Source organism: Peteryoungia rhizophila (assembly GCF_004912145.1).
Lineage (GTDB): Bacteria > Pseudomonadota > Alphaproteobacteria > Rhizobiales > Rhizobiaceae > Allorhizobium > Allorhizobium rhizophilum.
In genome coordinates this window covers 1,206,325-1,221,140 of the sequence record NZ_STGT01000001.1, presented here as the reverse complement: position 1 = coordinate 1,221,140, position 14,816 = coordinate 1,206,325, and the positions used below count along the sequence as shown (strand labels likewise).

Genomic DNA, 14,816 nt, shown 5'->3' with positions numbered 1-14,816 from the left:
GAGAGTTCGCACATAAAAAAAGCCTGGCGCGTTGCCGCGCCAGGCGTTCATCCGAAGTGGTCCGCCAGCCGTGGGAGCACGGCTTACTTCGGTTGATAAGGATCGGCGTGATCAATCATGCCGATCAGCATGGCGAGGCTCACTGCATGCATGAGATTGCTGGCTTCGAGCTTCTCCTGGGCGCCGATGAGCGCCTGATTCACTTCATTATTCGATAGCGCGAGCACATTGGCCGCCTCATCAGAGCGCATGCCTTCGGCCACGAGCTGCAGGCAGCGAATTTCGCGGTCGGACAGTGCCGGAAAAGCGGGGTCTCGCCCGATGGCCCGGTTGGTATCGGTTTTCATGATTTTTATTGCCGCCATGGAGAATATGCGACCTGATGATCACATCACGTCGTCAGGCGGCGCTGATACCATTTTGATTGGAATTGTGTCGTTGACATTGCACGCCAACAACTTATCCGCACACGCTAAATAAGCGGCACTAAGTGTGCAGAGCAGCGCGGTACGAGATATTAGGGCCGTTCGGCGGGCCTTTGTCAAGCTGGTGGCGCGCTCAAGCGGATTTGCGCTCGCGCACCTCTGTCGGCGACGAGCCGAACCAGCGCGTCACGGATCGGGTGAAGGCGCTGGGTGCCGAATAGCCGAGACGGTAGCAGATTTCCGAAATCGGCAGCTCACTTTCCGTGAGCAGGTTGAAGCTGACGTCTTTCCTGATCTGGTCCCGCAAATCGTTGAGGCTGGTTCCCTGGGCGGCGAGCCGTCTTTGAAAGGTCCTCTCCGAGAGCCCGAAATAAGGCGCGATCTCGGAAAGAGGATATTCATCGTCGGAGACGTGAAGCAGGAGATAACGGCGCACCTGTTCGAGGAAATCCGCCCCTTGCTCCGGCAATGCTGGTCTCAGGCTGCGGCACTGGAGGTCCATGAGCTCGAAGAGGCGCCGGTCGCCCGTGGGGTTGTTTGCCTCCAGAAAGCTGCGAGGAAAGTGCACACAGTTCATGCCGGCCGCAAAACGTACACGGCGTGACAGTAAGTGACGAAAGGGCTGCGCATTGCGAGGTTGTGGCCGTTCCAGTTCGATCTCGATGCCGTCGCTATTTGTGAGGTCCTTCGCCCGCTGCATGACGAGACCGACCGACATGTCGACATACTGGTCACGCTTCACGATGACAGGCGCGAAGGTCCAGGCGAGATGCGCGCCGCGCTCGTCAACAGAGAGCCGAGAATAGCTGGTATGGGTGACATACTGGATATGGTCATGGAGGAAGCGAACGAAGTCCAGTCCGGTTGGCGCCGCCATGAGACCGTAGCCGAAGGGCCCGGTGGAGCCCGGTTCATAGCCCCGGATGCTCGTCAGCCCGAAAGCCTCGTCATCGGCCAGCAGCGCACAAGCCTCTAGGAGCCGGCACAGGCGGTCGAGGCTTATCCTTGCCGTGAGGCTCTGAAATGCTTCTGGATCGATCTCCAGAGCCTTGCAGATAGGGTTTATGTCTATGCCATAGGTCTGGGCATGATCGACCACCGCCGACGCAAGGCCGGCGACGGTGGTCAATTCGTCGGTGAGGTTCCGAGAAGGCATGAAGACCGCTGGCGCCAGAAGTTAAGCTGATGGCGTCAGATGCTAAGCGAGGAGATGCGCAGAGTCGAGTGCCGCGTAGTCTATGTCGCAACGCACCCGTTCACGATCACGCGCGATCAGCGTTTGGCCCAAAGTACCTTGAAGCGTGCGTTCCGGCAGACTTCGCCATGCTGCTTGAAATGCGCCCCGAGGACCGGCTCGTAAGGCAGGCCGCGGTTAGCCACCATCAGCAGGTCGCCGCCGCCGCGAAGGGCCTCTGCCGCGGCCTTGATCATGGCCGCACCGACCGACGGCTCGGCGGCATGTCCCTCATGGAAGGGTGGGTTCATGATGACGAGGTCGTATTTCTCTTTCGCCGGCTCGTTGGCCAGATCCTGCCAGAAGAAACGGGTCGTCAGATCAGGGCAGTTCTTCGCCAGATTGCGCTTCGCATGCTCCAGCGCCTCGTGGCTCGCCTCGAACAGGTCGATACGGTTGGTACGGGGTGCCGCACTGACCAGCATGACCGAAAGATAGCCCCAGCCGGCTCCGAAATCGGCGGCATTACCGTTGAAGTCCGCCGGCAGTCGGCTCGCGAGTAGCTCGGACCCTTCGTCAGCATGGGCGTGCGAGAAGAGACCGGAGCGTGTCTCGAAACGGCCCTCGACCGTGACCGTCTTGGCAGCCAACGTCGAAACGAGTGCCGACGGATCCTCAGGAACTGTGAACCAGACGACCACGCCGTGATATTTAGGCATGGATTCGGGCGAGAGGCCCAGTCGATCGAGCTGCTTGCGAAGTGGCAGGATCCCGTCTTCCTTGGCGCCTGCGACCACTACGGTACAACCGGCCTTGACGCGCTTCAGCGCCTCGGCGACGCGATCCTCGTTGACGCCCTTGTGTTTGCCGCAGAGGATGAGCGCGCCGTCAAAACCGTCGCCCTCGACAGCAGGCAAAGGCTTGAGATGGCTGGCTTCGAGGCGCCGGAACTCCGGACGGAAATCCTGCACCGCGGTGAGTTCGGCCGTGAAGCCTTCAGGCTTTGCGAATCCTGCTTCGGCGCCAAGGAAAAGCCACCGGCTTTCTGCGGCCGGCAGGGCGACAGCCTCGGTGACGAAGGGATGGAACAGGGTCTTCAGGCTTTCGCGGCTCATGGCTCGGTCTTCTCTCTCGGCGAACAAAAAAGGCGCGGAATTTCTCCCGCGCCTCGGATCGGGAACGACGTCCGCTTATTCAGCGGCTTCGCCATCCTTCTTATCGGCAGCGACTTCCTTGCCGGTCGTCTGATCGACGGCCTTCATGGAGAGGCGAACCTTGCCGCGTTCGTCGAAGCCCATCAGCTTGACCCAGACCTTGTCGCCTTCCTTGACGACGTCGGAGGTCTTGGCAACGCGCTCAGAAGCGAGCTGCGAGATGTGCACGAGGCCATCACGCGAACCGAAGAAGTTGACGAAGGCGCCGAAGTCGGCGGTCTTCACAACGGTGCCTTCATAGACGACGCCGACTTCCGGCTCAGCCACGATGGAATGGATCCACTTGCGGGCTGCTTCGATTTCCTTGCCGGAGGCAGAGGCGATCTTCACGGTGCCGTCGTCTTCGATGTTGATCTTGGCACCGGTCTTTTCGACGATTTCGCGGATGACCTTGCCGCCCGAACCGATGACTTCACGGATCTTGTCGACCGGGATGTTCATCACTTCGATGCGCGGAGCGAATTCGCCGAGCTGGCCACGGCTTTCCGAAAGGGCGTTCGCCATTTCGTTGAGGATGTGCTTGCGGCCACCCTGAGCCTGGCCGAGTGCGACCTTCATGATCTCTTCGGTGATACCGGCGATCTTGATGTCCATCTGCAGCGAGGTGATGCCGTCAGCCGTACCGGCAACCTTGAAGTCCATGTCGCCGAGGTGGTCTTCGTCGCCGAGGATGTCGGAGAGAACCGCAAAGCGCTCGCCTTCCAGGATCAGACCCATGGCGATACCGGCAACCGGCTTGGCCAGCGGAACGCCTGCGTCCATCAGAGCCAGCGAAGTGCCGCAAACGGTCGCCATCGAGGACGAGCCGTTCGACTCTGTGATCTCGGAGACGACGCGCAGCGTGTAGGGGAACTGCTCAGCCGAAGGCAGCATCGGGCGGATAGCGCGCCATGCGAGCTTGCCGTGACCGATTTCGCGACGACCCGGCGAACCCATGCGACCGGTTTCACCGACGGAGTAGGGCGGGAAGTTGTAATGCAGAAGGAAGCGTTCCTTGTACATGCCGGTGAGGCTGTCGACATACTGTTCGTCTTCGCCGGTGCCGAGTGTGGCGACAACGATCGCCTGGGTCTCGCCGCGGGTGAAGAGGGCCGAACCGTGCGTGCGCGGCAGGATGCCGACTTCCGACACGATAGCGCGAACCGTTTCCAGATCACGACCGTCGATACGGCTCTTGGTGTCGAGAATGTTCCAGCGAACGATCTTCGCCTGCAGGTGCTTGAAGACGGCACCGATGACTTCGTTCGGGTACTTCGGCTCTACGCCTTCCGGGAAGAAATGCGCCTTCACCTTCGCCTTGACGGCGTCAACGGCTGCATAACGTTCAGCCTTCTGCGTGTTCTTGTAGGCGGTGCGCAGTTCGGCTTCGAAATGCTGCAGCATTTCGGCTTCGAGAGCGGAATGATCTTCCGGTTCGAATTCGCGCGGCTCCTTGGCAGCCACTTCAGCGAGCTTGATGATCGCGTCGATGACCGGCTGGAAGCCCTTGTGGCCGAACATGACGGCGCCGAGCATGATGTCTTCGTTCAGTTCCTTGGCTTCCGACTCGACCATCAGGACGGCGTCCTGGGTGCCGGCAACCACGAGGTCGAGCGTCGACTCGTCCATCTCGTCGAGATGCGGGTTCAGAACATATTCGCCGTTGATGTAGCCGACGCGTGCACCGCCGACCGGGCCCATGAAGGGAACGCCGGAGAGCGTGAGCGCTGCCGAAGCGGCAACCATGGCCAGAACGTCCGGATCGTTTTCGAGATCATGCTGGACGACGGTCACGACAACCTGGGTTTCGTTCTTGTAGCCTTCCGGGAAGAGCGGGCGGATCGGACGGTCGATCAGGCGGGAAACCAGCGTTTCCTTTTCCGAAGGACGGCCTTCGCGCTTGAAATAGCCACCCGGGATCTTGCCGGCGGCATAGGTCTTTTCCTGGTAGTTGACGGTGAGCGGGAAGAAGTCCTGGCCCGGCTTGGCCGACTTGGCCGAAACGACGGTGGCGAGAACGACGGTTTCACCGTAGGTCGCGAGAACGGCACCGTCGGCCTGGCGGGCAATCTTGCCCGTTTCCAGCTTCAGCGGGCGGCCTGCCCACTCGATTTCAACGCTGTGAACATCAAACATATCTTGTCCTTCATATGCAGGTCCGGGCCGCCGCTGAACGGGGGCGCGCAGGGTCTGCAATGTGCTGACGCAATCACGGGCAAGACAGTGGGAGGCTTCGGATCCGGCGGGTATCCCGCAAATTCGCCCTTTGGCGCGGAAGCATCCAACAATCCTGCCCCATGACAGGTCATCGGTTGGTATCGACAGATCCGGCCCATCCGGCCTGTCATTCGTCCCGGGCAAATCCATGCGCGAGACGGGGTACGGGTCCATGGCCTGACCCGGAAAGGCAACCGGCGGATCTTCGTTGCCGAAGACCCGCCGGGAACTGTTTAGCGACGGATGCCGAGGCTGGTGATCAGCTTCGTGTAACGAGCCTCGTCCTGCTTCTTGACATAGTCGAGAAGCGAACGGCGGGTCGAAACCATGGTCAGAAGGCCACGACGCGAGTGGTTGTCCTTCTTGTGACCCTTGAAGTGTTCCGTCAGGTTGGTGATACGCTCGGTCAGGATTGCGACCTGAACTTCCGGAGAACCGGTGTCGCCTTCCTTGATGGCGTATTCCTTGATGAGGGCGGCCTTGCGCTCTGCAGTGATCGACATCGTGAATCCTTTCTAGAATAAGGAGAAACAGGTCGCCAAACGCCGGGATGTCGCCCAGCATTGGCCGTGAATGCAGGCACCCGAAGGGCCAGCTGCCGCCGCCTATACTCTATTCCCTGATGAAAGGAAAGAGCAGGCGGTAGGATGGGTTCAGGCGAACACTCGCCGCGGATGGAACTCGCCGCCAGCGATCTCGCCGATAGCGATCAGCTTGCCGCCGGCGAGCGCCACGGCTTCCGGTTCGGCGACGGGTGCATCGCGGCCGCGCAAAATGATGGGATTGCCCATGCGCAGCCGATGCGCCTGATCATCGGTGATCCTGAGCTGCGGCAAGGCGGACAGGGCTTCGGCCGTATCGCCGAGGAAAGCATCGAGCGCAGCCAACCGTTCATCGCGATCCTCGATGGCTTCGAGCGCGACGAGCTCCGCGAGCGGCACCATCATCTCTTCGGCAAACGGGGCCACAAACGTGCGGCGGAGCGAAGAGATGTGGCCATAACAGCCGAGATCGCGACCGAAATCTCGGGCGAGCGAGCGCACGTAAGTGCCCTTACCGCATTCAACCTCGAAATGTGCCTTGTCGCCTTCGCAGTTCAGGAGCGTCAGACGGTGGACCTCGACCTCGCGCGACGGGATGTCGACCGTTTCGCCTTCGCGGGCGAGGTCATAGGCGCGCTCTCCAGAGATCTTGATCGCGGAAAACTGCGGTGGGATCTGGCTGATGGTGCCCGTGTAGTTTGGCAGCAGAGCGTGAATGTCTTCCTCGGCCGGACGCTTGTCCGAGCTCTGCGTGACTTCACCCTCGAGGTCATCCGTCGAGCGCTCCTCGCCCCAGGTCACCGTAAATTCGTAGATCTTGCGCCCGTCCATGACGTAAGGAACGGTCTTCGTCGCATCGCCGAGCGCGATCGGCAGCATGCCGGATGCGAGCGGGTCTAGCGTGCCGGCATGACCGGCCTTCTGGGCGTTGAACAGCCACTTGATCTTGCCGACCGCCTCGGTCGAGCCGAAGTCCACCGGCTTGTCGAGGATGAGCCAGCCCGAAATCGGGCGGCCCTTGGGCTTTCTGGGTTTGGACATCTAGGTCTTTTCTCAGTCTTTGTCTTCGTCGGAGCCGAGGTCGCGCTGGACCTCAGGCGAGCGCAGGAGCGCATCGATCTTCTGATAATTGTCGAAGCTGGTGTCGTCGCGGAAACGCACTTCCGGCATGTATTTCATCTGCCGAAGCTGGCCGCCGATCCGCCCGCGAATGAACTTCGCATGTTTGTTCAGTGCCGCGATGACAGCGTCATGGTCGGACACGCCGAGCGGCGCCACATAGGCGGTCGCCATCTTCAGGTCCGGCGACATGCGCACTTCCGAAACCGAGATCACCGTCTTTTCGATGACGTAGTCGTTCACTTCCCCGCGCTGAAGCACTTGGGTAATGGCGGCACGCACCTGCTCGCCGACGCGCAGCATGCGCTGCGAAGGTGCCGAAGAGGTTGGTTTTGTCATGGTTCACTTGCCTTTCGCATGAGGCATTCCGGGCTTTCGCCGCTCGCATCATGCCGTCGATTGCCGTTCGTCCGGCAAAGCGCCGGAGGTCATGATCCCCATAAACAGCGAGCGCCGGAAGATCCGGCGCCCGAAGGGATCGTATTTCGAAACGCCTGAGATCAGAGCGTACGCGTGATGTGTTCCACGCGGAAGCACTCGATCGTGTCGCCGGCGCGGATGTCTTCGTAGTTCTCGAAGGCCATACCACATTCCTGACCCATCGGCACTTCGGCGACTTCGTCCTTGAAGCGCTTGAGCGTCTTGAGCTTGCCTTCGTGGATGACGACGTTGTCGCGCAGCAGGCGAACGCCTGCACCACGCTCGACTTTGCCTTCGACGACGCGGCAACCCGCGACCTTGCCGGTCTTGGTGATGTTGAACACCTCCAGGATTTCGGCATTGCCGAGGAAGGTCTCGCGACGTTCCGGAGACAAGAGGCCCGACATCGCTGCCTTCACGTCATCCACCAGATCGTAGATGATGTTGTAGTAGCGGATCTCGATGCCGGCACGCTCAGAAGCGGTACGGGCCTGGGCATTGGCACGAACGTTGAAGCCGATGATCGCGGCGTTGGATGCCTCAGCGAGCGAGATATCCGATTCCGTGATGGCACCGGCGCCCGAATGGACGATCCGAGCCCGCACTTCGTCGGTGCCGAGTTTGTCGAGGGCTGCCACGATCGCTTCGACGGAACCCTGCACGTCGGCCTTGATGACCAGCGGGAATTCCTTGAAGCCTGTGTTCTGCAGCTGGCTCATCATCTGTTCCAGCGAACCGCGCTGACCCGACTGGCGGGCAACGGCCTTGTCGCGTGCCAGACGCTGACGATATTCGGAGATCTCGCGAGCGCGGCTCTCGTTTTCAACCACGGCGAACTTGTCACCGGCAGCAGGCGTGCCCGACAGGCCGAGGATCTCGACCGGCATGGCAGGAGGGGCTTCCTTGACGTGCTCACCCTTGTCGTTGACCAGCGCACGCACGCGGCCCCACTGGTCGCCTGCAACGATGATCTGGCCGGGCTTCAGGGTGCCCTTCTGGACCAAAACAGTTGCCACGGAACCGCGGCCACGGTCGAGCTGGGCTTCGATGACCGTACCTTCGGCAGTCCGCGTCGGGTCGGCCTTCAGGTCGAGGATTTCGGCCTGCAGCAGCACGGCTTCGAGCAGCTTGTCGAGGTTGAGCTTGTTCTTCGCCGAAACTTCGACGTCGAGAACTTCACCACCCATGGATTCAACGAAGACTTCATGCTGCAGAAGCTGCTGGCGAACCTTGTCCGGGTTTGCCTCATGCTTGTCGATCTTGTTGATCGCCACGATGATCGGAACGCCGGCCGCCTTCGCATGGCTGATCGATTCGATCGTCTGCGGCATCACGCTGTCGTCTGCTGCAACCACGAGGATCGCAATGTCGGTTGCCTGGGCGCCACGGGCACGCATCGCGGTAAAGGCGGCGTGACCGGGGGTGTCGATGAAGGTGATCTTCTGGCCGTTCTGTTCAACCTGATAGGCCCCGATATGCTGGGTAATGCCACCGGCTTCGCCCGATACGACCGAGGTCTTGCGGATGGCGTCGAGCAGCGAGGTCTTGCCGTGGTCGACGTGACCCATGATGGTGACGACCGGCGGGCGGGATACCAACTCGCCTTCGTCGTCCTTCACGTTGAAGATGCCTTCTTCGACGTCGGATTCCGAAACGCGCTTCACGGTATGGCCGAATTCGGTGGCGATGAGTTCGGCAAGGTCGGCGTCGATGACGTCGCCCGGCTTCATCATCTGACCTTCCTTCATCAGGTACTTGATAACGTCGACGGCGCGTTCGGACATGCGCTGCGACAGTTCCTGAATGGTGATGGTTTCCGGCAGGATGACCTCGCGCATGACCTTTTCGCGGGTTTCCTGCATCTGGCTGCGGCGGAACTTCTCCTGCCGGCGGCGCATGGCAGACAGCGAGCGACCGCGTGCGGTGCCGTCATCCTCGACATTGGCCGTGGTGACGGTCAGCTTGCCGCGACGACGGTCTTCTTCGACCTTCGGACGGGCAGGGACCTTGGCGACAACAGGCATGGCAACCTTGCCACGGCCGGGGATCGTCCGCGGAGAGGCGCGGCTCTCGTCTTCGTCGTTGGTCTTGCGTCCACGTACGAAGCCCGGTGCGCCGGGTGCCGGAATGGCCGTACGGTTCACGGGAGCGGGCGCAGCAGCCACTGGTGCCGCAGCGGGCTCGGCGGCCACTTCGGGTTCCGGCTCCGGCTCGGGCTGCGGTTCGGCAGCGCGGCGTGCGGCCTCTTCGGCGGCCACGCGTGCAGCTTCCTCGGCTTCCACCTTGCGGCGCGCCTCGTCGATCACGCGCTGCTTGGCTTCTTCGACTTCGCGAACCTGGGCTTCAGCCAGAGCGCGGCGACGCGCTTCCATTTCGCCGGCCGACAGGTCGTGCAGCACGGCGCCCCGGGGGCGTTCCTGCTGACGGGGCGGTTGCGAAGGCTGGGCGCGCTGCGGCTGCTGGGGACGCTGCGGCTGCGGTGTCGGCTGATGCACACGCGTCGCGGCTGGAGCCGGCGCAGGCGCTGGCGCTGGCGCCGGGCGTGCGGCAGCAACGGGTGCTGCCGGTGTCGGAGCAGGTGCCTGCGCTACAGGTGTTGCAATGGGAGTAATAGGCTTTTCGTCGAGCGGGCGGGTCGGGCGGCGCTTCACCGTCTCGACGACGACCGACTTCGTACGGCCGCGCCCCATGTCCTGGCGCACGGTACCCTGGCTCATCCCTGAGGGCTTCAGGGTGAGAGTCTTCTTCACGCCGATTGTCTTGTCGTCTTTGTTGTCCGTCATTCCGTTCCCGTTCCTTCGAGCGGGGCCGGATGTCGAGCATCAGGCCTCGCCGTTCACATACTGTCCTAAATCACGGAGGCCGACCTGTGCCGGTGACCGCGTCATTGTGATTTCGGGCCAGCGCCCGATACCTGCGGCGCGCGGCCGCGATAGGTTTCGAGCAGAGTTGCGCGCTTCACTACACCCTCACCTGCCTGCCCTGCAAGCACACAAGCATGGATAAACGCATTCTGGCCCATCTGTTCGTCCAATTCCGCCCCGGTCAGAAGGTGGAAAGCGGGCACTTCCGCCTCCGCTCCCGTTCCGAGGTGCCAGGCCTTTCGGGCTTGGTCGATCTTTCTCACGCCATCCGCCGCAGCATCCTGCGAATGGAATACAGCGATGGCCTCACCGCTTCGTACTGCCGCCTCGACCTTCGCTGCCCCGGTGACGAACTGGCCGGCCTTGCGGGCCATGTTCATCATGCCGATCAGCTGCACGACCAGAAGCCGCTCAACCACGGATCCGAGATCCGGATCCGCCTTCACATCTCGTTTCAGGGCCCGGGCGAAGAGCTTCTTCGCCACGGCCTTGTCGACGGCCTCGCGGCTGGGGCTGACCCAGCAGCCCCGGCCCGGAAGGGCCCGCTTCAGATCCGGGACAACAGTCCCGTCAGGCGCGGCCACGAAACGCAGCAGCGTTTCGGGTGAACCACTCTCGCGGGTGACGATGCACATGCGTCCGTTCGCTTCGGAAAGGTCGAAATCGTCTTCGGCCTCTGTCGCGTCGGGCGTCTGCACGACCATCACGTTGCCTGCTCGGCTTCTTCGCCTTCGAGTTCGCCTTCAGTTTCAGCTTCCGCTTCGACTGCGAGGTCCTCCTCAGTGATCCAGCCGGCAGAGAGACGCGCCTGCACGATCATGGCTTCGGCTTCGGCGCGCGAGATCTCGAACTTCGAGAAGAGGCCCTCGAACTTCTTCGTCTCGCCGTCCTTGCGCTCGCTCCAGCCGATGAGATCGTCGGCTGCACAACCGGCAAAGTCCTCGATCGTCTTGATGCCGTCTTCGCCGAGCGCCACCATCATCTGCGAGGTGATCCCGTTGATCTGTCGCAGTTCGTCGGCAACACCGAGCTCCTTGCGCTTCGCGTCCATCTCGGCTTCGATCTTCTCGAGATATTCGCGGGCGCGGGTCTGGATTTCCTGCGCGGTGTCTTCGTCGAAGCCGTCGATCGAGGCGATTTCGTCGAGATCGACGTAAGCCACTTCCTCGACCTGGGCGAAGCCTTCGGACGCCAGAACCTGGCCGACCATTTCGTCGACGTCGAGCGCGTCCATGAACAGGTTGGTGCGCTCGTTGAATTCCTTCTGACGGCGTTCCGATTCCTCGGCTTCCGTCATGATGTCGATGTCCCAGCCGGTGAGCTGCGATGCCAGGCGCACGTTCTGGCCGCGACGGCCGATGGCAAGCGACAGCTGCTCGTCCGGAACCACGACTTCGATGCGCTCTGCATCTTCGTCGAGAACCACCTTGGCGACTTCCGCCGGCTGCAGGGCATTGACGATGAAGGAAGCCGGATCCTGACTCCACGGAATGATATCGATCTTCTCGCCCTGAAGTTCGCCGACAACGGCCTGAACGCGCGAACCGCGCATACCGACGCAGGCGCCGACCGGATCGATCGAGCTATCATTCGAGATAACGGCGATCTTGGCGCGCGAACCCGGGTCGCGGGCAACAGACTTGATCTGGATGATGCCGTCGTAGATTTCCGGCACTTCCATGGTGAAGAGCTTCACCATGAACTGCGGATGGGTACGCGACAGGAAGATCTGCGGGCCGCGCTGTTCGCGGCGCACGTCGTAGACATAGGCGCGCACACGGTCGCCGTAACGGAAGGCTTCGCGCGGGATCATCTCGTCGCGACGGATGATGCCTTCGCCGCGGCCGAGATCGACGATCACGTTGCCGTATTCGACGCGCTTGACGGTGCCGTTGACGATTTCGCCGACGCGGTCCTTGAACTCGTCGAACTGGCGGTCACGCTCGGCTTCGCGGACCTTCTGAACGATGACCTGCTTGGCCGACTGGGCAGCGATACGGCCAAAGTCCATCGGCGGCAGCGGATCGGCGATGTAGTCGCCGAGCTTGGCGTCGACATTGCGGTCGCGGGCCAGCTCGAGCGCGATCTGGGTCGCGTAATCCTCGACCTTCTCGACCACTTCGAGAAGACGCTGAAGGCGGATTTCGCCAGTCTTCGAGTTGATGTCGGCGCGAATGTTGGTTTCGCTACCGTAGCGCGACCGGGCAGCCTTCTGGATCGCGTCGGCCATGGCGGCGAGCACGATTTCGCGGTCGATCACCTTTTCACGGGCGACGGCATCTGCGATCTGCAAGAGCTCAAGCCTGTTAGCACTGACTGCCATTGTCTTAGGTCTCCGTCTTCACGCCCAGGCATCGGCCTCGGGCTATAGGTCAAAACGTTATTCTTCGCTGTCGTCGTCGTCGTCGTCGTTCTGGTTCGCGGCCTGCGCCTTGGCGAGCTTGTCGGCTCGGAGCGCGTCACGGATCAGATCGTCCGTCAGAATGAGTTTAGCTTCGGCGAGCGTGTTGAAGGGGATAACCACCTTCGGTTCTTCGCCATATGCCACCTGGTCGCGTTCCAGGGTAAATCCGTCCTGGGTCACGTCCGTGATCTTGCCGCGGAAGCGCTTGCGGTTATCGACCAGAATCGAGGTCTCGCACTTCACGATGTGACCCTGCCAACGGGTGAAATCTGACTTGCGAACCATCGGACGGTCAATGCCCGGCGACGACACTTCGAGGTGATAGGCCTTGTCGACCGGATCCTCGACGTCAAGCGCCGGCGACACTGCCATTGATACGGCTTCGCAATCTTCGACGGTCATCGTGCCGTCGGTGCGCTCCGCCATGATCTGCAGCGTCATTCCGTTCTGGTTCATCATTCGGACGCGAACCAGCTTGAAATCCATCGCGACGAGCACGGGCTCGATAATGTCTGCGATACGACGGTCAAGTCCCGTCTCGGTGATGATCCGTGCTTCGCCGGGTTCCGGCTTCGGCATGTCTTCGGACAATCGTTTTACTCCCGATTGGCTGCGATCGCCAATAAAAAAGAGCGGGTCCTTTCGGGCCCACCCTTCATCTGTCGATCAAGAATTTGAAGCGGATATACGCGACTGTCCCGTCTTTTGCAAGCTTTTCGCGCACGGGGCAAAACAATCTTGCCTTTTATGCGTTGCGCAAGGCAAGGTCGTGGCGATCGCAGCCTTTCCCGGAGACGTTTGCGGCCAGAAAAGTTTAAGACATGCCCACACACGAACGCCGCTCTCCGCTTCTGCCTCTCCGCAACGAAGCCTATCGCCGGATCTGGCTCGCCAGCATCTCGTCCAATCTCGGTGGCCTGATCCAGGGTGTCGGCGCTGCCTGGATGATGGCATCGATCTCGACCTCCGAAAACATGGTGGCGCTTGTCCAGGCGTCGAATACCGGACCGATCATGCTCTTGTCTCTGGTCGCCGGTGCCATCGCCGATAGCTTCGATCGCCGTCGGGTCATGATCGCCGCCCAGCTCTTCATGATATCAGTCTCGGCTCTTCTGACGCTGTTTGCCTTCCTCGGCCTGATCACCCCCTGGGCGCTGCTCGCCTTCACCTTCCTGATCGGCTGTGGCACCGCACTCAACAACCCGTCCTGGCAGGCCTCGGTCGGCGACCTCGTCCCGCGTGCCGATCTGCCGTCAGCCGTCTCGCTCAACAGCATGGGCTTCAATATCACCCGTAGTGTTGGTCCGGCGATCGGCGGCGCGATCGTGGCTGCCGCAGGTGCTGCGGCAGCCTTTGCCGTCAATACGCTTTCATACTTCGCCATCACCTATGCGCTCTTCCGCTGGCAGCCGAACATTCCGAAGAATCCGCTGCCACGCGAAGATCTGGGATCAGCCATCGGAGCCGGACTGCGTTACTTGGCGATGTCGCCCAATCTGGGCAAGGTGCTGTTCCGCGGCTTCGTCTTCGGCCTAACGGCAACGGCAATCCTCTCGCTCCTGCCGATCGTCGCGCGCGATCAGCTGTCCGGCGGTCCGCTCACCTTCGGCGGCTTGCTCGGCGCCTTCGGTCTCGGTGCCATCTTCGGCGCCTTTTCCAACCAGCGTGCGCGCGAACTCCTGTCAAGCGAAGACATCGTCCGCGCCGCCTTCGCCGGATTTGCGGTCGCCGCAGCGGTCACAGGCATCAGCACCTCGGTGTGGATCACGGCGCTTGCCCTGATGGTGGCCGGCGCCTGCTGGGTGCTGGCGCTTTCTCTGTTCAACACCGTCGTCCAGCTCTCCGCTCCCCGCTGGGTCGTGGGACGCGCACTATCGCTTTACCAGACCGCCACCTTCGGCGGCATGGCCACAGGCAGCTGGCTCTGGGGCAGCGTGGCCGAAAACTATGGCTCCGGCCACGCCCTGGTGGCATCGAGCCTGTTGATGATGGTCGGCGTCTTCATCGGCTTCTTTCTGCCCATGCCCGCCTTCGCCGCCCTCGATCTCGATCCACTCAACCGCTTCAACGAACCTTCCCTGAAGCTCGACATCCGCCCCCGTAGCGGCCCGATCGTCATCCATGTCGATTTCCAGATCGACGACGAAGATGTGCCGGAATTCTTAGCGGTCATGGTCGAGCGCCGCCGCATCCGCCTGCGGGACGGTGCGCGCAACTGGGCGCTGATGCGGGATCTCGAAACACCGGAGATCTGGACGGAGACCTATCACGTGCCGACCTGGGTGGATTACGTCCGCCACAATCAGCGTCGCACCAAGGCGGATGCCGAGATCACCGACCGCCTAATGGAACTGCACCGAGGTGCGACGCCACCCAAGGTCCACCGCATGATCGAGCGGCAGGCGATCCCGCCTGCGGACGACGTATTCCACCAGTCGCATATCGATCACCACTGAGG

12 protein-coding genes are annotated in these 14,816 nt (G+C 61.7%); 1 reads left to right on the top strand and 11 read right to left on the bottom strand.

From position 1 onward, the window contains the following. Window positions 1–83: 83 nt before the first annotated feature. The 11 genes from E9677_RS05810 to rimP all read right to left on the bottom strand — a co-directional run bounded on the left by E9677_RS05810 (window position 84) and on the right by rimP (window position 12,937). On the bottom strand, window positions 84–347 hold the full coding sequence (locus E9677_RS05810; RefSeq protein ID WP_136557096.1) for a helix-turn-helix domain-containing protein: 264 nt from the start codon (window positions 345–347) through the stop codon (window positions 84–86). A 211-nt stretch (window positions 348–558) separates the two neighbouring features. Next, a complete protein-coding gene (locus E9677_RS05805; RefSeq protein ID WP_136557095.1) occupies window positions 559–1,581 on the bottom strand; it encodes an AraC family transcriptional regulator in 1,023 nt (340 codons plus the stop codon). 116 nt (window positions 1,582–1,697) lie between these two features. Then, window positions 1,698–2,714, bottom strand: a complete 1,017-nt coding sequence (locus E9677_RS05800; protein ID WP_136557094.1) for a class I SAM-dependent methyltransferase — start codon at window positions 2,712–2,714, stop codon at window positions 1,698–1,700. Window positions 2,715–2,789: 75 nt separating this feature from the next. Beyond that, complete coding sequence (gene pnp, locus E9677_RS05795) at window positions 2,790–4,928, bottom strand: polyribonucleotide nucleotidyltransferase (RefSeq protein ID WP_136557093.1); 2,139 nt, start codon at window positions 4,926–4,928, stop codon at window positions 2,790–2,792. 314 nt (window positions 4,929–5,242) lie between these two features. Further along, window positions 5,243–5,512: a 30S ribosomal protein S15 gene (gene rpsO, locus E9677_RS05790; protein ID WP_102020548.1), complete on the bottom strand. Its 270-nt coding sequence runs from the start codon at window positions 5,510–5,512 to the stop codon at window positions 5,243–5,245. 150 nt (window positions 5,513–5,662) lie between these two features. Next, window positions 5,663–6,592 carry a tRNA pseudouridine(55) synthase TruB gene (gene truB / locus E9677_RS05785; protein WP_136557092.1) on the bottom strand — a complete coding sequence of 310 codons (930 nt, stop codon included), beginning with the start codon at window positions 6,590–6,592 and terminating at the stop codon, window positions 5,663–5,665. Between the two features lie 12 nt (window positions 6,593–6,604). Beyond that, a complete protein-coding gene (gene rbfA / locus E9677_RS05780) occupies window positions 6,605–7,009 on the bottom strand; it encodes a 30S ribosome-binding factor RbfA (protein ID WP_136557091.1) in 405 nt (134 codons plus the stop codon). A gap of 161 nt (window positions 7,010–7,170) precedes the next feature. Further along, the gene (gene infB / locus E9677_RS05775) at window positions 7,171–9,873 is read right to left on the bottom strand and encodes a translation initiation factor IF-2 (RefSeq protein ID WP_136557090.1); all 2,703 of its coding nucleotides are present in this window, start codon (window positions 9,871–9,873) and stop codon (window positions 7,171–7,173) included. A gap of 101 nt (window positions 9,874–9,974) precedes the next feature. Next, window positions 9,975–10,661 (bottom strand): RNA-binding protein, encoded by a 687-nt coding sequence (locus E9677_RS05770; RefSeq protein ID WP_408014679.1) that lies wholly within the window; start codon window positions 10,659–10,661, stop codon window positions 9,975–9,977. Then, window positions 10,658–12,277 (bottom strand): transcription termination factor NusA, encoded by a 1,620-nt coding sequence (nusA, locus tag E9677_RS05765; RefSeq protein WP_136557088.1) that lies wholly within the window; start codon window positions 12,275–12,277, stop codon window positions 10,658–10,660. The genes E9677_RS05770 and nusA overlap by 4 nt, the downstream gene beginning before the upstream one ends. 57 nt (window positions 12,278–12,334) lie before the next feature. After that, the gene (rimP, locus tag E9677_RS05760; RefSeq protein ID WP_136557205.1) at window positions 12,335–12,937 is read right to left on the bottom strand and encodes a ribosome maturation factor RimP; all 603 of its coding nucleotides are present in this window, start codon (window positions 12,935–12,937) and stop codon (window positions 12,335–12,337) included. Between the two features lie 242 nt (window positions 12,938–13,179). On the opposite strand from rimP, the gene E9677_RS05755 reads away from it, so the two are divergent. After that, window positions 13,180–14,814: an MFS transporter gene (locus tag E9677_RS05755; RefSeq protein WP_136557087.1), complete on the top strand. Its 1,635-nt coding sequence runs from the start codon at window positions 13,180–13,182 to the stop codon at window positions 14,812–14,814. The last annotated feature ends 2 nt before the right edge of the window (window positions 14,815–14,816 follow it).

Excerpts from the sequence above, each read along its gene's own strand:
- E9677_RS05800 (WP_136557094.1), bottom strand. The coding sequence starts at position 2,714 with ATGAGCCGCGAAAGCCTGAAGACCCTGTTCCATCCCTTCGTCACCGAG.
- rbfA (WP_136557091.1), bottom strand. The coding sequence starts at position 7,009 with ATGACAAAACCAACCTCTTCGGCACCTTCGCAGCGCATGCTGCGCGTC.
- infB (WP_136557090.1), bottom strand. The coding sequence starts at position 9,873 with ATGACGGACAACAAAGACGACAAGACAATCGGCGTGAAGAAGACTCTC.
- E9677_RS05810 (WP_136557096.1), bottom strand. The coding sequence starts at position 347 with ATGAAAACCGATACCAACCGGGCCATCGGGCGAGACCCCGCTTTTCCG.
- rimP (WP_136557205.1), bottom strand. The coding sequence starts at position 12,937 with ATGCCGAAGCCGGAACCCGGCGAAGCACGGATCATCACCGAGACGGGA.
- E9677_RS05805 (WP_136557095.1), bottom strand. The coding sequence starts at position 1,581 with ATGCCTTCTCGGAACCTCACCGACGAATTGACCACCGTCGCCGGCCTT.
- E9677_RS05755 (WP_136557087.1), top strand. The coding sequence starts at position 13,180 with ATGCCCACACACGAACGCCGCTCTCCGCTTCTGCCTCTCCGCAACGAA.
- rpsO (WP_102020548.1), bottom strand. The coding sequence starts at position 5,512 with ATGTCGATCACTGCAGAGCGCAAGGCCGCCCTCATCAAGGAATACGCC.
- pnp (WP_136557093.1), bottom strand. The coding sequence starts at position 4,928 with ATGTTTGATGTTCACAGCGTTGAAATCGAGTGGGCAGGCCGCCCGCTG.
- truB (WP_136557092.1), bottom strand. The coding sequence starts at position 6,592 with ATGTCCAAACCCAGAAAGCCCAAGGGCCGCCCGATTTCGGGCTGGCTC.
- nusA (WP_136557088.1), bottom strand. The coding sequence starts at position 12,277 with ATGGCAGTCAGTGCTAACAGGCTTGAGCTCTTGCAGATCGCAGATGCC.